The sequence below is a fragment of the Cardiobacterium hominis genome, assembly GCF_900637305.1.
GTDB classification, from domain to species: domain Bacteria; phylum Pseudomonadota; class Gammaproteobacteria; order Cardiobacteriales; family Cardiobacteriaceae; genus Cardiobacterium; species Cardiobacterium hominis.
The window spans coordinates 2,514,134-2,534,736 of the sequence record NZ_LR134365.1 but is presented as its reverse complement, the minus strand read 5'-3'; the positions used below and the strand labels follow the sequence as shown (position 1 = coordinate 2,534,736).

The following is a 20,603-nucleotide window of genomic DNA, read 5'->3' as shown; positions in this document are numbered from 1 at the left end:
GAGGCGCACCCTATAACCCCCAGCAATGAAACACCGTATGTGGTTTTCGGTGTATCGCTATATTAAAAAACCGCCCCAGAGGGCGGTTTTTCAATTCAAGCGCAGGCGCTTATTTTTCAATCCACATATATTTGGACGAGCGGTGATCCATGACGTTTTCTTCCGCGTAGCCTTTCACATAAGGCTTGACCAGGCGTTTGGTGACGTAGCTGTAAACCGGGGCGACGGGGTAGTCGTCAGTCAGCATTTTTTCCGCGTCTTTCAGGATGGCGGCGCGTTTGCCCATGTCCTGTTCTTGTCCGGCCTGGGCGAGCAGCGCATCGAATTTTTCATTGACGTAGCCGCTGTCGTTCAGCCCGCTCTTGGACTGGAACAGTTCGAGGAAGCTGTAGGCGTCGTTGTAGTCACCAATCCAGCCCGCGCGGAAGGCTTCGGTTTGTTTTTTCTCGGTGCGCGTGTTGAGGAAGACTTTCCATTCCTGGTTGGTCAGGTTGGTTTGTACGCCGAGGTTTTGTTTCCACATAGCGGCAACCGCGACCGCGATTTTTTTGTGGTTCTCGCTGGTGTTGTAGAGGAGATCCACTTTCAGCGGCTTGTCTTTGCCGTAGCCCGCTTCTTCGTAGAGTTTTTTCGCTTTTTCGATGCGCGCGGCTTTGTCCAGGCTGGCGTATTCCGGGGTGTAGTGGTCGTAGCCGTTGATACCGGGCGGGACGAAGCTGTATGCCGGTTTTTCGCCCGCGCCGGTGACTTTGTCGGTGATGACGTCGCGGTCAATGGCGAGGGTCAGCGCTTCACGCAGTTTGAGGTTGTCCTTGAACGGCGGGCGGGTGACGTTGAAGCCGTAGTAGTAAGTGCCGAGGTAGGAGCTGATTTTGAGTTCGTCCTTGAAGTTTTCCCGCAACATTTTGATTTGGTCGTTGGGGATTTCGTAGGTCATGTCCACTTCGCCGGCGCGGTAGCGGTTCATGTCGCTGGTTTGGTTTTCAGTCGGGTAGTAGATGACTTTGTCCAGTTTGACCGCGTCTTTGTCCCAGTATTGGTCGGATTTGACGGCGACGAGTTGGGCGTTGGGTTGCCAGCTGTCGAGTTTGAACGGGCCGTTGCTGACGATGTTTTCCGGACGCGTCCATTTTTTGCCGTGTTTTTCGACGGCGGCTTTGGGCGCGGGGTAGGCGGTGGCGTGGGTGACGAGGCCGAGGAAGTACGGCGTCGGCCCTTCGAGTTCGGCGACGAGGGTGTGGTCGTCGGTGGCTTTTACGCCCAATTGTGTCGCGTCTTTCAGCTCGCCTTCGGCGATTTTTTTCGCGTTTTTGATGGGGTAGAGGAGGAAGCTGTAGTGGCTGCCGGTCGCGGGATCAACCGCGCGCTGCCAGCCATAGACGAAGTCGTGCGCGGTCAGCGGGCTGCCGTCGCTCCATTTGGCGTCGCGCAGGTGGAAGGTGTAGGTTTTGCCGTCTGAAGAGATTTCCCATTTTTCGGCGACGCCGGGGACGAGGTTGCCGCTCGCGTCTTCGCCGATGAGGCCTTCAAAGAGGTCGCGCAGGATGTTCGATTCCGGCACGCCTTGTGCGGTCTGCGGGTCAATGCTGTGCGGCTCGCTGCCGTTGCCGCGACGCAGGATGCTTTCGGCGTTGGCTGCCTGCGCGGCGATGCTGATCGCGGCAGTAAGCAGGATTATCAGCGGTTTTTTCTGGCTTTTCATGGTTTTTTCTCCAAGTTTGCGGGTGGGGGAGCGTTTTAGCCTACCATATTAATTATTCATGGGTTATTATCCATCTTCGCCTCGGCGTAATTCAAACTCTATCATCATGATTTTTAGTGAATTAAAGGTTTGCTTATGTTCCAGTATCTTTTCCGCCGCCTGTTGGTTGCGATTCCGACGTTGCTCGTCATCGTTACGCTGGCGTTTTTTATGGTGCGTGCCGCACCGGGTGGCCCGTTCGACCAGGACCGCAAGATTCCGCCGGAGATCGAAGCCAACCTGAACCGCGTTTATCATTTGGATGAGCCGCTGTACCAGCAGTATTTCCGCTATATGGGCAATGCGGCGCAAGGCGATTTGGGCCCTTCTTTTCAGTACGCTGACCGCACCGTCAACGAGATGATCGCTGACGGTTTTTTAGTGTCTGCAGAGCTCGGCATTACCGCGATTTTTATTGCGGTCGTCATCGGTTCGCTGCTTGGCATTAGTGCGGCGATGCGGCAGAACAGCCGCGCCGATTATTCGATTATGGCGTTTGCGATGATCGGTATCACCATCCCCAGTTTCGTCATGGCGGCGCTATTGAAATTGGGCATTGCGGTGTCGTTGCGCCTGTGGTTGCAGGAGCATGGCTGGAGCGCCGACTGGCTGCCGCGTACCGCTGGTTGGGGGGAATACGGGCTGTCGCAGGCGATTTTGCCGGTGACGTGTCTCGCCCTGCCGCAGATTGCCTATATTTCGCGGATGATGCGCGGTTCGATGATTGAGGTGCTGCACGCCAACCATGTGCGCACCGCCCGCGCCAAGGGGCTGCCGGAGCGGCAGGTGATTTTGAAGCATTGTCTGAAACCAGCGCTGATGCCGGTGGTGAGTTATCTCGGCCCGGCGTGTGCGGCGGTGATGACGGGCTCGGTCATTATCGAGAAGATTTTTGATATTCCCGGCATCGGCCGCTTCTTCGTCAATGGCGCGCTCAACCGCGACTACACGCTGGTGCTTGGCGTCGTCGTTTTCTATGGCGCGCTGATTTTGTTGTTCAACCTGCTGGTTGACCTCGCCTATGCCTTCCTCGATCCGAAAGTGAGATTACGTTCATGAGCAATTCCGTCACCACCCCCGCCACCGCCCAGAAAGGGCAAAGTCTGTGGCAACAAGCCTGGCGCCGTCTCGTCAAGAACAAGGCAGCGATGGTTTCCATCGTCATCCTGCTGCTGATGGCCGGCGCGGCGCTGATTACCCCGCACCTGCGCCCGTTCGCGCTGGATGAGGTTTTCTGGGATCTGGATTTTCCCTCGCCGCCGAGTCTGGAAAACGGCCACTGGTTCGGCACTGACGGCAACGGCCGCGATCTTTTCGTGCGCACCATGTTCGGCATCCGCATCTCGCTTTTGGTCGGCCTCTGCGCGACCACCGTCAGTCTGATTATCGGCGTCGCCTACGGCGCGATTGCCGGTTATCACGGCGGCCGCATCGACAGCATCATGATGCGCGTGGTGGATGTGCTTTATGCCATGCCGTTCATGTTCTTCGTCATCCTGCTGATGACCTTCTTCGGCAAGAACATTTATCTGATGTTCGCCGCCATCGGTGCGATTGAATGGCTGACGATGGCGCGCATCGTGCGCGGTCAGGCGATGAGCCTGCGCCACAAAGAGTTTGTCGCCGCCGCCGAAGTGTTGGGCGTCTCCACCGGCAGCATCGTCAAGCGCCACATCGTGCCGAACACTCTCGGCACCGTCATCATTTACGTCACCCTCACCATCCCCGCCGTCATTCTTACCGAGAGCTTTTTGAGCTTCCTCGGCCTGGGCGTGCAGGAGCCGATGACCAGCCTCGGCGTACTCATCTCCGAAGGCGCTGACCGCATGGAAACCGCGCCGTGGATGCTCATCTTCCCGGCCATCATCCTTGCGACCATCCTCTTTTGCTTCAACTTCGTCGGCGACGGCCTGCGCGACGCCCTTGACCCCAAAGACCGGTAAGCACGATGACCACGAACAATACCCCTCTCCTCACCATCGACAACCTCGACGTCAAATTCCGTCTCGACCGCGAAACCGTGCACGCCGTGCGCGGCGTCAGCTTCAGCCTGAACAAGGGTGAAACGCTGGCGCTCGTCGGCGAATCCGGCTCCGGCAAATCCGTAACCGCGATGAGCATCGTCCGCCTGCACCCGGACAACATGACCGAATACGGCGCAGACTCCAAAATCGCCTTTGAAGGCGTCTCCATGCTGGACGCGCCGCCGGAAACCCTGCGCCAACTGCGCGGCAACCGCATCGGCATGATCTTTCAGGAGCCGATGACCTCGCTCAACCCCTTCATGCGCATCGGCGAACAGCTGGGCGAAGCCATCGCCGCGCACCATCCGAAAACGCCTGCCGAACAAATCCGCGCGCGCTGCAAAACCCTGCTGGAGCGCGTCGGCATCAACGAAACCGAGCGCCGCCTGAAACAGTACCCGCACGAATTCTCCGGCGGCCAACTGCAGCGCATCATGATTGCCATGGCGCTTATCAACGAGCCCGACCTGCTCATTGCCGACGAACCCACCACCGCGCTGGACGTCACTATCCAGGCGGAAATCCTTGACCTGCTACACGACCTGCAACGGCAAATGGGCATGGCGATTATCTTCATCACCCATGACCTCGGCCTCGCCGAACACTACGCCGAAAACGTCTGCGTCATGCGCCACGGGCAAATCGTCGAAAAAGGCGGCATCAAACAAGTCTTTGCCAACCCGCAGCACGAATACACCGTCGAACTCATCAACGCCACGCCGAAAGGCCTGAAAGAACCGCAACCGGCAGACGCGCCCGTACTGATCGACGCCAAAAACGTCCACGTCGAATTCATCGTCGAGCGCAGCTTCTTCGGCAAACCGCGCAAAATCTTCCATGCAGTCAAAGGTATCGACCTCACCCTGCACCAGGGGCAGACCATCGGCATCGTCGGCGAATCCGGCTCCGGCAAATCCACCTTCGGCAAAGCGCTGATGCACATGCTGCCGTATCGCGGCGACATCCACTTTGAAGGCCAGGATCTCGCCAAAATCAACGAAAAAACGCGGCAAAAACTCAAAGCCGACATGCAAATCGTCTTTCAGGATCCCTACGGCTCGCTCTCGCCACGCCTGACCATCGGCGAAATCATCGGCGAAGGCCTCTTGGTGCACCAGCCGCAACTCTCGCGGCAACAGCGCACCGACAAAGTCGCGGCGATGCTCGAAGAAGTGTCGCTGTCGCCTACGATGATAAACCGCTACCCGCACGAATTCTCCGGCGGGCAACGACAACGTATCGCCATCGCCCGCGCGGTCATCCTTGAGCCGAAATTCGTGCTGCTGGACGAACCCACCTCGGCGCTTGACCGCTCCATTCAGGTGAAAGTCGTCGAACTCCTGCGCGACCTGCAAAAAAAATACCGCCTTTCCTACGTCTTCATCAGCCACGACCTCTCGGTGGTGCGCGCGATGAGCGACGAAGTGCTGGTGATGAAGCAGGGCGAAGTGGTTGAGCGCGGCGCGTCCATGCAAATCTTCAACGACCCGCAGACCGAATACACCCAGCGCCTGATAAAAGCAGCGTTTGACTTGTAACCCTGTCTGCGACTATAAAAAAATCCCGCCCATGGCGGGATTTTTTTATCCGCTCAATGTCAATGCAGCACCCGCGCGAAAGCGTTGAGCAGCATTTGCACCGAGATGCAGATCAGCACCATGCCCATCAGGCGCTCCATCGCCTTCAGGCCGCGGTTGCCAAAGATGCGGTACAAAAAGGGGGACGCGAGCAAAATCACCGCTGAAGCCGCCCAGGCGAGCAGCAGCGCGGGCAGGGTGTGTTGCAGGATATTGCCGCTGTTGGCGCGCAGCATCAGGGTCGCGAGCAGCGAAGGACCGGCGAGTAGCGGGATGGCGAGCGGCACGAGCAGCGGTTCGCCGTGGTCTTCGTCGTCATCGCCCATGACCGAGCTGCCGCGCAGCGGGAAAATCATGCGGATGGCGATGATGAGCAGCACCAGCCCGCCAGCGATGGCGACCGCTTCCGGCGAAATGCCGAGGGTGCGCAGCATCGCCGGTCCGGCAAAGAGAAAGAGCAGCATGACGATGAGCGCGATGATGAGCTCGCGCAGGATGATGTAGCGGCGGCGGTGCTCGGCGACGTGCTCCAGCACGACGAGGAATATCGGCACGTTGCCGAGCGGGTCCATGATGAGAAAGAGGGTGATGGCGGTCGCCCAGAGGGTTTCCATGGTGGCTCCTTGAGAAATGAAAAAGCCGTGGCGGGCGGCTTGGTTGGGTCTGTACGGCGGCAAGCATCATTTATAGCCATCCACATAAAGTTTCAGACAAGGCGCGTCGCTGAAAACAACACCATAGCGCACCGTCGCGTAACCATTTGTTTCTTATCAATGGTGCGCCAAGGCGCACCCTATAATCCCAGCAACGAAACACCTTATGAGGTTGTCGGAGGATTGCTATAAATGGCTGCAGGATGAAGTCGTCAAAACACCGCGTTAAACAGCACAAACGCCAGCGCGGCGCAGAGTCCTGCGGCGGGGACGGTAATCAGCCAGGCAAGCGCGATGGGCTTCATCAGGCGCCAGTTGGCGTTGCGGTTCACAAGGCCGATGCCGAGGATAGCGCCGACGAGAATGTGCGTGCTCGATACCGGCAGGCCGAGCGAGGAGGCGAGCATCACGACAATCGCGGCGGCAAGTTCGGCGGTAAAGCCCGCGGCAGGGCTCATTTCCGCGAGATGGGTGCCGACGGTGGCAATCACTTCGCGCCCGATAAACCAGAGGCCTGCAATGAGCGCGACGCCGAAGGCCGCCATGGCGATGGTCGGCACGGGAATGGCGCCCTCGCCGATGGCCTGGTTTTTCAGCACATCGAGGATGGCGGCAAACGGGCCGATGGCGTTGGCGATATCGTTCGAGCCGTGGCTGAAGGCGAAACCGGAGGCGGTCACCACCTGCATCCAGCTAAAGAGGATATAGGTGGCGCGGCTGACTTCCGAGCTGCGGAAGCGGCGGGCATAGCGGCGCACCACAAACCACACCGCCGCGCTAATCACGGCGATGATGAGGCTGTATTGCAGGTTGGAGAGGCCGAGGTTGAGGTTCTTCAGCCCTTTGAAGAGGAGCATCGAGGTAATCATCAGCGCGCCGAACATGGCGATCAGCGGTATCCACACGCGCAGGGCGCGGCGGGCAAGCACTTTTTCTTCTTCGGTGCCGGGGGCGTGGGCGCCGTCGTCCTCGCGCAGCATCATCATCGAGTGGATTTGGCTGATGCGCTTGGTCATCGGCTGGTGGATGCGCGTGCGCAAACTTTTCACGCGGCGCGCGTAGGTGGCATGGTCGGCGACGGTGCCGTGCATCAGCACGTGTTTTTTGATTTGCCCATAGACTATCCACGACATGATTCCGCCAAGCACCGGCGAGATGACCCACGACATGCCGATGTGGCCGATTTTGTGCCAGTACACCAGCGAGAAGGTGGCGTTGCTGTGCTGGCTGATGCCGAGCGCGATGGAAGCACCGACGATGCCGCCGATGATGGAGTGCGTCGTCGAAACCGGCAGCCCTTTGTAAGAGGCAAAGAGCAGCCACAATGCGGCGGCAATCAGCGCGCTCATCATGACGAAGACAAACTGCATCGGCTGGATGTCGATGACGCTCAAATCCACGATGCCCTTGCTGATGGTATCGGTCACTTCTTTGCCCGCAATTAGCGCGCCGCTCACTTCAAACACGGCGGCGACAATCAGTGCTTGGGTGATGGAAAGCGTGCCGGCGCCGACGGAGGTGCCAAAAGAATTGGCGACATCGTTGCCGCCGATATTGAAGGCCATAAAGAGGCCGAAAGCGCAGGCGAGGAGGAAGATGAAGCTGTGATTGAAGCCAGTGTAACCCAGCCCCCAATAGACGAAATAAGCTACCGTAGCGATGAACACGGCAACCAAAAACTGGCTCATACCGGATGTGCCGCATTTTGCGGGCGACTCGGTGGTTGTCGGTTTTTGCATAAAAAAATCCAAAATTGCGGGAGGTCTGCGCGCCATAACGAGAAATCATAAAAATATGACGATTTCGCAAACGGGCGCAATTTTAGAACATTTGCCGAACCCGCAAAAGAAAAAAACCGGAGCATTGCTAGCCTCATAAAAAACCACGGAAAACGCCGCCGGCGCGGATGTCGCCGCCCATAGCGGTCTTGCGAAAACGCTAGAAAACACGGCATTGCACGCCGCATGATGGATTTCGTGGTGCAAATGCGGTGGAAACCCCGGCGAATCTGTATGGAAGTCAAACGGGATGGCTATAATGACCGCCCGCTTTCGCCCCGCTTTCCGATGAACGCCACCAACCCTCCCTCGCGCTGGCTGCCGCTTTTGATGGCCATCTCCATCTTCATGCAGATGCTGGACGCCACCATCTTGAACACCGCCCTGCCGACGATTGCCGCCGACCTGCACGTCTCGCCGCTGAACATGCAATCGGCGGTCATCTCTTACGCCCTTACCGTCGCCCTGCTCATTCCGGCAAGCGGTTATCTCGCCGACCGCTTCGGCACGAAAAAAACCTTCATCATCGCGCTCGTCGTCTTCATGCTCGGCTCACTCCTCTGTGCGTTTGCCACCAACCTGCCGATGTTCGTCGGCGCGCGCATCATCCAGGGCATGGGCGGCGCCATCATCATGCCGGTGCCGCGCCTTGCGATGCTGAAAGTGTACGAAAAGGCGCAGCTCATCAATGCCATCAACTACGCCCTCATGCCCGCGCTCATCGGCCCCATCCTTGGCCCCATCGTCGGCGGCTACCTTGTGCAATATGCGAGCTGGCACTGGATTTTTCTCATCAACATCCCCTTTGGCATTATCGGCATTCTCTGCGCCATTCCCATCATGCCCGACGTTTACGGCAACGTCGCCCGTTTTGACGGCCGTGGCTTCCTGCTGATTGCCACGACCGCCACCGGGCTGACCCTCGCCCTGGAAATCGCGCCGCACGGCGGGGCGAACCTGCCCTGGGCGCTGTTGCTTGGCGTGTTGTCTTGTGCGAGCGGCCTTGCCTACCTGCGCTACGCGCGCCGCAGCGACCATCCGATTTTTCCCATAAACCTCATTCTGGTGCGCACCTTCCGCATCGGTCTTATCGGCAACCTCGTCAGCCGTCTCGGCATCGGCGCCATGCCCTTCCTCCTGCCGCTTCTTTACCAACTCGCTTTCGGCTACAGCGCCAGCCTTTCCGGCTGGCTGATGACCCCGACCGTCGTCGGCGCCATTCTCTCCAAACCCTTCGTCAAACCCGTCATTGACCGCTTCGGCTACCGCCGCACCATCCTCACCAACACCTGCCTGCTCGGCATGCTGATGATGAGTGTCGCCATCCCGCCGCAGCACACCCCGCTCTGGATCTGGGTTACGCTGCTCTTTGTCATCGGCCTGGGCAACTCGCTGCAATTTACCGCGATGAACACCCTTTCCATTGCCGACCTGCGCCCCGACCAAAACAGCAGCGGCAACAGCCTGCTTTCGGTAAACATGCAACTCTCGACCAGCTTCGGCATTGCCATCGGCGCGCTGCTCCTCAAAACCTTCAGCCTGGACGGCATCAGCCACGGCGACCTGCATACCGCCTTCCGCTACACCTTCGTCGCCGTCGGCAGCATCACCTTCGCCTCCGCGCTCATCTTCTCCCGCCTGCACGAAAACGACGGCGCGGCGCTGCTTTCGCGCTGAAGCCATTTACGGCGAATTGTCAAACCAAGTGCAACGCCTTGTCAAAATGTACTTCATAAGGTGTCCTCCACTGCAAACATTTGCGCGGGCGGTTATTCAATGCCAGCACCGCCTTTTCAAGGTAATCATCAGGATATTGCGCAATATCCTGATGCTTCGGAAAATATTCACGCAACAGGCCGTTGGTGTTCTCGTTTGTCCCGCGCTGCCACGGCTGGTACGGCGGCGGAATGTATATTTTTATCCCCAACGCCTCCGCCACCACCGCATGCCGCGCAAATTCCTTGCCCCGGTCCGGCGTGATGCTGTGTACCGTCTGCCCGCGCAAGGCTTCAATCATCGCCGCATTCACGCCGTCCGCCGTCTTCTTCTCCAGCCGGACGCACCGCAGATAGCGGCTTTTGCGGTCAACCAACGTCAGCAACACCGCACCACCCACCACGCCTGCAACGGTATCGGCTTCCCAATCGCCCATGCGCTCCCGCGCCTGTGCCTCTGGCGGACGCGCCGACAGCGCATGCTCAACCGGGAAGTTATCACGTGTCGGCTCGCCCTTGCGCCGCCGCTTCTTGCCACGGTGGCGCAGCCTTTGCTTGCCGCTTATCGCCCAGTCGAGGTCATTGAAACGCTTGGCGTAGATACCGCGGTAGATAGTGGCGTAGCTGATGGCGTGCGTGCGGCCTTCGTGGCGCAAGCGGTACTGAATCTGCTCCGGCGACCAGTGCAGTTTCAGAAACCTCTCCTTGACCAGGGCAAAAAGTTCCGGGTCATCAAGTTTACGCTTGCGGCGGCAGCGCTTACGCCTGCTGTCGTATTTCTCCTGCGCCTTGCTGGCGTCGTAGCTTTCGCCAGCGCTATTGCGCTTCAGTTCGCGCAAGATGGTGCATCTGTGGCGCTTCAACATGGTGGCAATAGCGGCGGGGCTATGACCTTGGTTGAACAAGGTCATTATGCAACCCCGCTCAATGGGCGTAATATGACGGTAGGCATCCATTTTCGGTCTCCTGCAATGTTTTGATGTTTTTTGCAGTATCGCTTATGGATGTCTTTTTTGTAGCTGTTGCACTTGAATTGTAAATTCGCCACATACACCTGAGCGCTCGATGTGTATGTAAACAGCGCATCATCGGGTTTCATTTCGCGCGGCGATGACGATTCTGTTATATTCCCCCGCTTCTTGATATCCAAAATTTTAATGGGGTTTTATGTCCGCTGTGCTTCGTGACCGTTCGGCTTTTTGGGCGACGGGGTTGATGTTGTTCGCGCTCTTTTTTGGCGCGGGAAATTTGATTTTTCCGGCGCTGCTCGGTCAGCAGGCGGGCGCGCATGTGTTCGCCGCGATGTTCGGTTTTCTCCTCACCGGCGCTGGTTTGCCGCTGGTCGGGATTATCGCCGTGGCTTATGCGAACACCGCCGACGCGCAGGCGCTCGCCGCGCGGGTCACGCCGCGCTACGGTCTGATTTATACGGTGCTTTTGTATTTGACCATCGGCCCGCTGTTCGCGTTGCCGCGCACGGCGACGGTGTCGTTCGAGATTGGCGTGGTGCCGTTCTTGTCAGAAGCGCAACGCGGCAGTTTTCTGCCGCTGGCGTTGTTCAGTCTCGCTTTTTTTGCGCTCAGTTATTGGCTGGCGCTGTCGCCGGGGAAATTGGTCAGCCGTATCGGCAAAGTGCTGACGCCGCTGTTGCTTGCCTCCATTGCCATTCTCGTCGGTTATGCGGCGTTCAAGCCGATGGGCGCGTTACAGGCTGCGCAGGGCGGCTATCTGGAGCATCCGGTCGCGACCGGGCTGATTGAAGGCTATCAAACGATGGACGGCCTCGTCTCGCCGGTGTTTGCCATCATCGTCATTGACGCGGTACGCGCGCTGGGTCTGCACGGACGGCGGCAGGTGCTGCGCATGGTGTCGTTCTCCGGCGGCCTTGCGGTGCTGTGCCTCGCCTTGGTGTACGTTTTCATCGCCTATATGGGCGCGAGCAGCGTCGCCGGTATCGGTTTGCAGGAAAACGGTGCGGCGGTGCTGGCAAAAGTCGCCTTGCATTATTTTGGCGGCGCGGGCAAGGCGCTACTGGCCATCATCGTTTTCCTCGCCTGCCTCACCACCTCGGTTGGCCTCATTACCGCTTGCGCCGAGTATTTCAACCGCATCCTGCCGCGCGTTTCCTACTTCCAGTTTGCGACGCTTTTTACCGTCATCTCCTGCCTGCTCGCCAACGTCGGCCTGAGCACCATCGTCAAACTCTCCATCCCGATGCTGATGCTGCTCTACCCGCTGACCATCGCCCTGATTCTGCTCGCCTTCCTGCACCGCATCTTTGGCGGCAGCCGCATCGTGTATGTGGCGACGATGAGCCTGACCGGCATCGCCGGACTGTTTGACGCGGCGAAAATCGCCTTCGGCTTCAGCCCCGAAACCGTCGCGCAAATCAGCCATTGGCTGCCGTACTACGACATCGGCCTCGGCTGGCTCGTCCCTGGCGCGGTGGGCCTTGCCATCGGCCTGCTCTTGCACCTCGCCGGCGTCCGTCTCGCCGAACCCCCGCAACAACCCGGAGTATAAAATGACCCGTACCGTCTATATCAACGGCGACTACCTGCCGGAAAACGAAGCGAAAATTTCCATCTTTGACCGCGGCTTCCTCATGGCCGACAGCGTTTACGAAGTCAGCGCCGTCATCGACGGCAAACTGGCGGACAACGCCGCGCACCTACGCCGCCTCGAACGCAGCCTGCACGAACTCGCCATGCCGCTGCCGCTGCCGCTCGCGGAAATCGTCGCTGTACAAAAACGCCTCATCGCGGCGAACAACCTGCAAGAAGGCACAGTTTACCTGCACGTTACCCGCGGCGAAGCCGACCGCGACTTCCTCTACGACCCGAACCTGCCCCCGAACCTGGTGATGTTCACCCAGGCGCGCGCCATCATCAACAGCCCCGCCGCCGAAAAAGGCCTGCGCGTCATGACCCAGGCGGACATCCGCTGGGCGCGGCGCGACATCAAAACCACCCAACTGCTCGCCCAATCGCTCGCCAAAATGACCGCAGTCGCCGCCGGTTACGACGACACCTGGCTGATGGACGACGCGGGCAATATCACCGAAGGCAGCTCCAACAACGCCTGGATTCGCCGCGGGCAAACCCTCATCACCCGCCCGCCGACGCACGACATCTTGAACGGCATCACCCGCCAGGCGGCCATCGCCCTCCTCGGCGCATTCGGCATGACCCTTGAAGAACGCCCCTTCAGCGTCGAAGAAGCGCACCACGCTGACGAAGCCTTCCTGAGCTCCGCGGGCGCATTCATCCTGCCCGTCGTCGAAATTGACGGCCACCGCCTCGGCGACGGCAAACCGGGCGCGTTCACCCGGCAACTGCGCGAGCGCTACATCCAGTTCCTGCGCGAGACGGCGGAATAACGCCACACGACGAAAAAGCGCGACGAAAAAAATGGTGCGACCTGTCGCACCATTTTTTTGCCTGCACCCGCCCACATAAGTGAACCGTAATATGACCGCTTCGCAAGTCTCCCTATAATCGCCAGCCTTTTCAACAACCAAGGAAATCACACATGTTATCCGGATTCAAGACCTTCATCGCCCGTGGCAACGTCGTCGATCTCGCCGTCGGTGTCGTCATGGGTGCCGCGTTCGGCCTCGTCGTCAGCGGCCTCGTCGAGAGCTTCATCAACCCGCTCATCGCCTGGCTGGTGGGCAAGCCGAACTTCGATTCGCTCATGTTCTCCCTGCCGCCGCTGATTGGCGAAGAGCCGACCGTTTTCCAATACGGCAAAATCTTGACCGCCATCGTCAACTTCTTCCTCGTCTCACTCGCCATCTATATCTTCATCATCATCCCGATGAACAAGCTCACCGCCAGCATGAAGAAAAAAGAAGAAGTAGAAGCGCCGCCTGCGCCGCCGTCTGAAGAAATCCTGCTGCTGCGCGAAATCCGCGACAGCCTCGCCGTGCGCCGCGCTGCCGCCAACCAGTCGGACAAGTAACCGCCGCGCGGATTACGTCGCCACGATAAAACAGCGCCTGCGAGGCGCTGTTTTTTTGCGCGCAAAAAACCCCTTCGCACAGGAAGGGGCTGTTGATTGCTATATAGCCATCCACCTAAAGTTTCAGACAAATTGCTGCTGAAACAGTGTTATAGGGTGCGCCTTGGCGCACCGTCGCGGAAATATTGGTTTCTTGTCAATGGTGCGTCAAGGCGCACCCTAGGGCGTGTTGATAATTCGGCGAACGAGCCCCTCTCTCGCTACGCGAGCAATGCTTGTCCCTCTGGGAGAGGGGTTGGGGTGAGGGCAGGGATAAACAAACTTCGCATGACAACATACGTTTGAGGACTGCCTCGTTTTGAATAATGCCGTCGCTACGTGACTTTTCACACCCCCTCCCCCGCTCCGCGGGGGAGGGGGACTCAAATTGCAAACACATCCTTAGGATCCCCAACAACGAAACACCGTATGAGGCTTTCGGGGGATGGCTGTATTCAGTCCAGCAACGCCGCGGCGGCAATGAGCGCGCTCGCCTTGTTGAGCGTTTCCTGCCATTCGCTGTCGGGGTTGGAGTCGTAAACGATGCCCGCGCCCGCCTGCGCGTAGAGGCGGCCGTCCTTGATGATGGCGGTGCGGATGGCAATCGCCATGTCCATGTTGCCGCTCCACGACCAGTAACCGACCGCACCGCCATAGACGCCGCGCCGCTCCGGCTCGACTTCGTCGATGATTTCCATCGCGCGGATTTTCGGCGCGCCGGAAAGTGTTCCGGCGGGGAAGGTGGCGCGCAGCACGTCCATCGCGTTGATGTCGGGGCGCAGTTTGCCTTCGACGTTGGAGACGATGTGCATCACGTGCGAGTAGCGCTCTATCACCATTTTTTCGCTGATTTTCACCGTGCCGGTCTGGCTGATGCGGCCGATGTCGTTGCGGCCGAGGTCTATCAGCATCACGTGTTCGGCGATTTCTTTTTCATCCGCCAGCAGTTCTTTTTCCAGCGCCAGGTCTTCTTCTGCCGTTTTGCCGCGTTTGCGCGTGCCGGCCAGCGGGCGCACGGTAACGGTATCGCCCTGTTTGCGCGCCAGTATTTCCGGCGAGGAGCCGATGATGTGGAAGTCGTCCAAATCGAGCAGGTACATGTACGGCGACGGGTTGGTGATGCGCAGCGCGCGGTAGTAGTCAAGCGGCGGGTGCGGGAAGGCGCAGCTCATCCGCTGCGACGGCACTACCTGCATGCAGTCGCCTGCCATGATGTATTCGCGGATTTTGCCGACGTCTGCCTTGAAGGCCGCTTCGGGGTAGTGGTAGTGCACTTCCGGACGCGCGCCGTCCGCGTTGAGCGAGCGCACTTTGGCTTTGCCGGGGCGGTTGATGGCGTCCACCATCGCATCCAGCCGCGCTTCGGCGGCGGCAATGCCGTTCGGGTCGGCAAGGTCGGCGTGGCTGATGAGGTGGACTTCGCCGCGCAGGTTGTCCAGCACGGCGAGGTCGAGGCTTTGCATGAATAATATGTCCGGCAGGCCGAGCGGGTCGTTCTGCGAGCGCTGCGCCAGGCGTTTTTCGATGTAGCCGATGGTGTCGTAGGCGAAGTAGCCGACGAGGCCGCCGGTGTAGGGCAGGTCAAGCGAAAGCGGCGCCGGTCGCAGTGCCGCATGGTATTCGGCAATCCAGGCGAGCGGGTCGGCCACTGTCTGTTCTTCGATGACGGCGCCGTCGCGGCGGATTTGCAGCTGGTGGTCGCGGATGCGCACGGTTTCGCGCGCGGGCAGGCCAATCATCGAGTAGCGCGCCCAGCGCTCGCCGCCTTCAACGGATTCGAGCAGGTAGGTGTAGGGCGCGTCTGCGAGGCGGTCGTAAAGGGCAACCGGGGTGAGCAGGTCGGCGAGGATGGTGCGGACGACGGGCTGGTGGGTGTAGTTCATGCGCCCGCCTTGGCAATTTCGCCGCGCATGGTGTTGATGACTGCCGCGTAGTCCGGCGCGTTGAAAATGGCGGAACCGGCGACGAACATGTCCGCGCCTGCCGCGGCAATGGCGGCGATGTTGTCCGTTTTCACGCCGCCATCGACTTCGAGGCGGATGTCGCGCCCGCTTGCGTCAATGATGCGGCGCGCGGCGCGCAGTTTGTCCAGCGCAGAGGGCAAAAATGCCTGCCCGCCAAAGCCGGGATTGACCGACATGATGAGGATGAGGTCAATCTTGTCCAGCACGTAATCGAGGCAAGCAAGCGGCGTCGCCGGGTTGAACACCAGCCCCGCCTTCATGCCGTGGCTTTTGATGAGTTGCAGCGAGCGATCGATGTGGATGCTCGCCTCCGGGTGGAAGGACACGTAATCCGCGCCTGCTTGCGCAAACTGCTCAATCAGCGCGTCCACCGGCGAGGCCATCAGATGCACGTCAATCGGCGCGCTAATGCCGTAGTCGCGCAGCGCCTGACAAATCGGCGCGCCAAAGCTGAGGTTGGGGACGAAGTGGTTGTCCATCACGTCAAAATGGATGACGTCCGCCCCGGCGGCAAGCACGGCGGCGACATCCTCACCCAGACGGGCAAAATCGGCGGAGAGAATCGAGGGGGCAATCAGGGCAGGCAAGGCGGGCATAAAATCCTCATGTTCATGTAAAATGCCGCGCCATTCTAGCAACTTTCAGGAAACACCCGTGCAAAACGCGCTCCCCGCCGTGCAAGCCCTCGCCGATGCCGCCGAACCGCTGGCATGGCTGCGTGTGCAGACCGCCGCCCCGGTGTGTGCGGCGAATGCGGCATCCCTCGCCCTCGCTTGGCCGCTGGAAGGCACGCCCGCGCTGCATGGCGGCCTGCTGCAAGCGCTGACCTTGGCGGTTGCCGAACACCTTGAGCTGCGCCTGCGCCACGACGGCACGCTCTACCGCGACGGCGCCCCCGCCGGGCGCGTTACCCTCGAACTCATCGCACAGGACGGCGCCAGCCTCGCCCGCATCACCGCGCCCTTCGCCGACGGCCTCGCCGCCGTGCTGTTTGCCCTGCTTGCCGAATGGAACGCGCGCCCCTACCTGCCCGTCGCCAACCGCTGGACGGCGTTCGCCCTCGATGGCGACATCGACCAAAAAGGGCGGCGTATTAGCATCCGCGACGGCAAGCCCGTCTTCATGGACTGAAAAAAGCCAGGCCAGTTGCATGATGACGTATAAATTCTGCTTGCAAGCGCAAATAGACAGTCCCTTCCCCTGCGAAGCGGGGGAAGGACAGGAAGGGGGTGTAAAAATTCGCGAAGCGACAAAATATAGCCATACACCGAAAGACTCAGACAAGGCGCGCCGCCGAAGACAGTACGCGGTTGTACGGCGAGGCGGCGCAACACCGTATGAGGCTTTCGGAGGATTGCTACACCCTCACCCCAACCCTCCCCCCGCTTCACAGGGGAGGGGAAAATAGCCGGGTTCTGACAACCATGTATCTCCTCATCGACGCGGGCAATTCCCGCATCAAATGGCTTTACGGCAACGCCGTCCCCGGCATCGTCGAAGCCGCCTCCTACAAAGAAGACTGGCGCACCAAACTGTGGCGCGCCTGGCACTTGCTGCCCGAACCGCGCCGCATCGCCATCAGCTGCGTCAATAACGCCAGCATCGAAACCGAAGTCGCTGCCATCGTTGATGACCTCTGGGGCAAACCGCTGCAAACCTTCATCGCGCAAAAAGAAACCAACCACACCCTCACCGTCGCCTACAGCGAAGCCCATACCCTCGGCGCCGACCGCTACCTCGCCATGCTCGGTGCGCGCGGCCTCACCCACGAACCGCTCTGCGTCGTCGGCTGCGGCACCGCCATCACCCTCGACGTGGTCGAGCGCGACGGCCAACACATCGGCGGCCTCATCCTGCCCGGCATCCGCCTCGCCGAAAACGCGCTCCTGCAAAACACGCAAAAACTGCGGCCGATGCGCTGGACGCCGAACCTGCTCGGCACCGACACCGCCTCCTGCATCGGCGCGGGCATCCACCACGCCATCCCGGCGGGCATCAACAGCATCATGGACGAACTCGAAACCACCACCGGCCACTACTACCACCGCTTCGCCTTTGGCGGCGACGCACAAATCCTCTTCGGCAACCGGCCCGACTACCGCATCGAACCCGACTTAATGTTCCGCGGCATGATCGACCGCCTTGCCACCGACTAACCCAACAACCGGGAGACCAATATGGACTGGAAAAACAGCCGCCGCAGCGACAACATCGAAGACCGCCGCGGCTTCAGCGGCACCACCGCCGGCGGCCTCGGCCTCGGCGGCCTTGCCATCATCCTCATCGGCTGGATGTTCGGCATCGACCCCGGCACCATGCTGCAATTCCTCGAAGGCAGCCAGAGCCAAAGCCAATACAGCAGCGCCGGTGCGCCACCTGCCAACGACGAAGCCGGGCAGTTTTTAAGCGCGGTGCTCGCCTCGACCGAAGACGTGTGGAAACCCGTCTTCAAACAGCACGGCAAAACCTACCACAACCCGACGCTGGTGCTATTCAGCGGCCAAGTCCAATCCGCCTGCGGCATCAGCAGCAGCGCCACCGGCCCCTTCTACTGCTCCGCCGACCAAAAACTCTACATTGACCCCAGCTTCTACCGCGAAATGCAAAAAATGGGCGCGAGCGGCGACTTCGCCTTTGCCTACGTGGTTGCGCACGAAGTCGGCCACCACGTACAAAACCTGCTCGGCACCCTCGGCCAGGCGCACCGCTACATGCGGCAGGTGAGCAAAACCGAGGCCAACCAAATCTCGGTGCGCATCGAACTACAAGCCGACTGCTACGCCGGTATCTGGGGCAACAAACTGGAAAAATACAGCAAAATCCGCCTCGAAGACGGCGACATCCGCGAAGGATTGAAAGCCGCCGAAGCGGTGGGCGACGACACCCTGATGCAACGCGCCGGCGGCCGGGTCAATCCGGCGAACTTCACCCACGGCACTGCCGCCGACCGCATGCGCTGGCTCAACAACGGCCTGCAATACGGCGAAATCAACCGCTGCAATACCTTCAACTGAAGCGCCCGCTAAGCGCCTGTTCAAAATCACATAGAAGCTACTTTTTAGCGCTCTGTGTAGTGACCAAAGCGGGGCAAGCCACCGATATGTCACCTCCCCCTGTGGGGGAGGGGGTATTTTGAACAGGCACTAACAGCTCAGTATGGGGTGGCTGGGCTAGCGTTATTGACGGCAAGCCCCACAATCAAAAACCAAAGCCCTTTACCGCACTCAAAACGGAAAGACCAGCGGCGTCAGCAGCAGCACCAGCGCGCTGTAAGTGAGGCTGACCGGCACGCCGGTGCGCAGGTAATCGCGCAAGGTGTAGCGGCCGGGGGTGTACACCATCAGGTGCGTCTGGTAGCCAAACGGCAGGATGAAGCAGGCGCTGGCGCCGTAGGCCACCGCCATGACAAACGGCAGCGGGTCGGCGTTGAGCGCCTGCGCGGTGGAAAGCGCGATGGGAATGGCGAGCGCGGCGGCGGCGTTGTTGGTGATGATTTCGGTGGTGATGAGTGTCATGAAGTAAATGCCGGCGAAGGCGATGAAGACGCTTTTATCGTGAAAGACGTGCTGCATGAAAGTGCCGATGAGCTGCGCCGCGCCGGTGTTGTCCATGCCTTTGGCGATGGCGATGGCCGAGCCGATGATAGCAATGAGCTCAAACGGGATGCGCCGCCGCAGTTCACCGATGCTGGTGTAGCCCGCGAGCAGATAGACACTAAGGAGCAGCAGCAGGCTATGCAGCAGCGGCAGCAGGTTGAGCGTTTCCAGGAGGACGGCGAGGATGAAACCGGCGATGGCACGGTTGCCCTGGCGGTTGGTGAGGCGCGGCGGGGTGTAGCTGGTACTCAGTATGTGGAAATGTTTTTCCAGGTCGGCCTGTACCGCAAAATGACTGCCGACGGCAAGGATGAGGCTGTCGCCGACGTGCAGGATGGTGTGGCCGAGGCGGCCGGTAAGGCGCTTGTTGCCGCGGCGGATGCCGACGACGCCGGCGTTGAAGCGGCCGCGGAAGTCGATTTCTTGCAGGGTTTTATAGACGAGGTCGGATTCGTGCGCGATGACCGCTTCGACGAGGTTGCTGGCGAGCAGGTCGCTCGCGTGTTCTCCGAGGATTTTCAGGCCGCGAAAGGCTTGCAGGCCGCCGATATGCTCAATCGAGCCGCTGAAAACCAGTTGGTCACCGGGGCGGATGCGCACCTCCGGCCGTACCGGCGAGATGAGGTAATTATCGCGCTGGATTTCCACCAGATAGAGGTCGTCAAGCCGCTTTAGACCGCTCTCAGCGACGCTTTTACCGGCAATGTCCGCCTCCGCCAGCACCTCGACGGTAAGAAAATAAGTGTTTTTGATGTCCTGGCTGCTGTTGCTGTTCGCGGGCAGCACGCGCATCCGCCAATACAGCACGACCAGACAGACAAGCGCGACCGGAATGCCGACCGCGCTGAACTGGAACATGCGCAGCGGCGGCAGACCGGCGCTTTCGACGAAAGAATTGACGACGAGGTTGGTGGACGTGCCGATCAGCGTGGTGATGCCGCCCAAGATGGAAGCGTAAGAAAGCGGAATCAGCAGGCGCGACGGCGGGATTTTCTGCTGACGGGTGAGGGTGACGAGAAAAGTGGAGACGACGGCGGTGTTGTTCATGAAAGCCGAGAGCAGCGTGCTGATGCCGGTCAGGCGGATGAAGGCGTGCTTTTCGTCGCCGACGAGGATTTTGTTGGAGAGGCGGTGCAGCAGCGGCGAGCGCTCAATCACCGCAGACACCAGCAAAAGCACCACCAGCGTCGCTAGCGCCGGATTGCTGAAGCTGGTGAGAAACGCCTCGGTGCTGACGATGCCACCAAGCATGAAGGCGGCCGCGACGGTAAAAAAAGCGACGGCAGGGGCAACGCGACCGCTGGCGAGCGTGAGCAAAAGCAGCGGCAGGGTGAGCAATACGATCCAGTCCACGGGTTCTCCTCGCTTGGGGTGGGCGGTTCATCTTAGCAGCGCGGGAGAAAACGCGACAATGCGCGCATAAAAAAATCGGGCGCAAAGCCCGATTTTCTTCTGGAATTCAATGGTCGGGGAGACAGGATTTGAACCTGCGACCTCTTCGTCCCGAACGAAGCGCGCTACCAGACTGCGCTACACCCCGATTAAGAGAGCGC

17 protein-coding genes and 1 tRNA gene are annotated in these 20,603 nt (G+C 59.9%); 10 read left to right on the top strand and 8 right to left on the bottom strand.

The features are described from left to right. Window positions 1–109: 109 nt before the first annotated feature. On the bottom strand, window positions 110–1,702 hold the full coding sequence (locus EL199_RS12175) for a peptide ABC transporter substrate-binding protein (protein ID WP_004142953.1): 1,593 nt from the start codon (window positions 1,700–1,702) through the stop codon (window positions 110–112). 135 nt (window positions 1,703–1,837) lie between these two features. Between EL199_RS12175 and oppB the strand changes: the two genes are divergently transcribed. The 3 genes from oppB to EL199_RS12160 are packed head-to-tail and all read left to right on the top strand — an operon-like array spanning window position 1,838 to window position 5,303. Further along, a complete protein-coding gene (gene oppB, locus EL199_RS12170; protein WP_004142954.1) occupies window positions 1,838–2,800 on the top strand; it encodes an oligopeptide ABC transporter permease OppB in 963 nt (320 codons plus the stop codon). Beyond that, window positions 2,797–3,684, top strand: coding sequence for an ABC transporter permease subunit (locus EL199_RS12165; RefSeq protein WP_004142956.1), 888 nt, complete (start codon window positions 2,797–2,799; stop codon window positions 3,682–3,684). The genes oppB and EL199_RS12165 overlap by 4 nt, the downstream gene beginning before the upstream one ends. 5 nt (window positions 3,685–3,689) lie before the next feature. After that, window positions 3,690–5,303 carry an ABC transporter ATP-binding protein gene (locus EL199_RS12160; RefSeq protein ID WP_004142957.1) on the top strand — a complete coding sequence of 538 codons (1,614 nt, stop codon included), beginning with the start codon at window positions 3,690–3,692 and terminating at the stop codon, window positions 5,301–5,303. 59 nt (window positions 5,304–5,362) lie between these two features. Here EL199_RS12160 and EL199_RS12155 read toward each other — a convergent pair whose 3' ends face one another. Then, window positions 5,363–5,956, bottom strand: coding sequence for a MarC family protein (locus EL199_RS12155; protein WP_004142958.1), 594 nt, complete (start codon window positions 5,954–5,956; stop codon window positions 5,363–5,365). A gap of 251 nt (window positions 5,957–6,207) precedes the next feature. After that, a complete protein-coding gene (locus EL199_RS12150) occupies window positions 6,208–7,683 on the bottom strand; it encodes an inorganic phosphate transporter (RefSeq protein WP_004142959.1) in 1,476 nt (491 codons plus the stop codon). A gap of 378 nt (window positions 7,684–8,061) precedes the next feature. On the opposite strand from EL199_RS12150, the gene EL199_RS12145 reads away from it, so the two are divergent. Beyond that, window positions 8,062–9,450 (top strand): MFS transporter, encoded by a 1,389-nt coding sequence (locus EL199_RS12145; RefSeq protein ID WP_040356151.1) that lies wholly within the window; start codon window positions 8,062–8,064, stop codon window positions 9,448–9,450. 19 nt (window positions 9,451–9,469) lie between these two features. Here the strand turns inward: EL199_RS12145 and EL199_RS12140 are convergent, their stop codons facing one another. Then, window positions 9,470–10,444, bottom strand: a complete 975-nt coding sequence (locus EL199_RS12140; RefSeq protein ID WP_126316097.1) for an IS30 family transposase — start codon at window positions 10,442–10,444, stop codon at window positions 9,470–9,472. Between the two features lie 211 nt (window positions 10,445–10,655). On the opposite strand from EL199_RS12140, the gene brnQ reads away from it, so the two are divergent. From brnQ to mscL, 3 genes are all read left to right on the top strand, one after another. After that, complete coding sequence (brnQ, locus tag EL199_RS12135; RefSeq protein ID WP_004142963.1) at window positions 10,656–12,011, top strand: branched-chain amino acid transport system II carrier protein; 1,356 nt, start codon at window positions 10,656–10,658, stop codon at window positions 12,009–12,011. 1 nt (window position 12,012) lies between these two features. Beyond that, window positions 12,013–12,867 (top strand): D-amino-acid transaminase, encoded by an 855-nt coding sequence (locus tag EL199_RS12130; protein ID WP_004142964.1) that lies wholly within the window; start codon window positions 12,013–12,015, stop codon window positions 12,865–12,867. Window positions 12,868–13,019: 152 nt separating this feature from the next. Further along, window positions 13,020–13,451, top strand: a complete 432-nt coding sequence (gene mscL, locus EL199_RS12125; protein WP_004142965.1) for a large conductance mechanosensitive channel protein MscL — start codon at window positions 13,020–13,022, stop codon at window positions 13,449–13,451. A 494-nt stretch (window positions 13,452–13,945) separates the two neighbouring features. Here the strand turns inward: mscL and trpE are convergent, their stop codons facing one another. Further along, a complete protein-coding gene (gene trpE, locus EL199_RS12120; protein WP_004142966.1) occupies window positions 13,946–15,373 on the bottom strand; it encodes an anthranilate synthase component I in 1,428 nt (475 codons plus the stop codon). Continuing rightward, a complete protein-coding gene (rpe, locus tag EL199_RS12115; RefSeq protein ID WP_004142967.1) occupies window positions 15,370–16,050 on the bottom strand; it encodes a ribulose-phosphate 3-epimerase in 681 nt (226 codons plus the stop codon). The genes trpE and rpe overlap by 4 nt, the downstream gene beginning before the upstream one ends. A gap of 58 nt (window positions 16,051–16,108) precedes the next feature. Here rpe and EL199_RS12110 point away from each other — a divergent pair, with 58 nt between their 5' ends. The 3 genes from EL199_RS12110 to ypfJ all read left to right on the top strand — a co-directional run bounded on the left by EL199_RS12110 (window position 16,109) and on the right by ypfJ (window position 18,468). After that, window positions 16,109–16,585 (top strand): hypothetical protein, encoded by a 477-nt coding sequence (locus EL199_RS12110; RefSeq protein ID WP_040356059.1) that lies wholly within the window; start codon window positions 16,109–16,111, stop codon window positions 16,583–16,585. A gap of 293 nt (window positions 16,586–16,878) precedes the next feature. Beyond that, a complete protein-coding gene (locus tag EL199_RS12105; protein WP_040356062.1) occupies window positions 16,879–17,610 on the top strand; it encodes a type III pantothenate kinase in 732 nt (243 codons plus the stop codon). 21 nt (window positions 17,611–17,631) lie between these two features. Next, on the top strand, window positions 17,632–18,468 hold the full coding sequence (ypfJ, locus tag EL199_RS12100) for a KPN_02809 family neutral zinc metallopeptidase (protein ID WP_004142977.1): 837 nt from the start codon (window positions 17,632–17,634) through the stop codon (window positions 18,466–18,468). Window positions 18,469–18,678: 210 nt separating this feature from the next. Here the strand turns inward: ypfJ and EL199_RS12095 are convergent, their stop codons facing one another. Next, window positions 18,679–20,403 carry an SLC13 family permease gene (locus EL199_RS12095; protein ID WP_004142978.1) on the bottom strand — a complete coding sequence of 575 codons (1,725 nt, stop codon included), beginning with the start codon at window positions 20,401–20,403 and terminating at the stop codon, window positions 18,679–18,681. A 110-nt stretch (window positions 20,404–20,513) separates the two neighbouring features. Continuing rightward, a tRNA-Pro gene (locus tag EL199_RS12090) sits at window positions 20,514–20,590 on the bottom strand. Window positions 20,591–20,603: the final 13 nt, after the last annotated feature.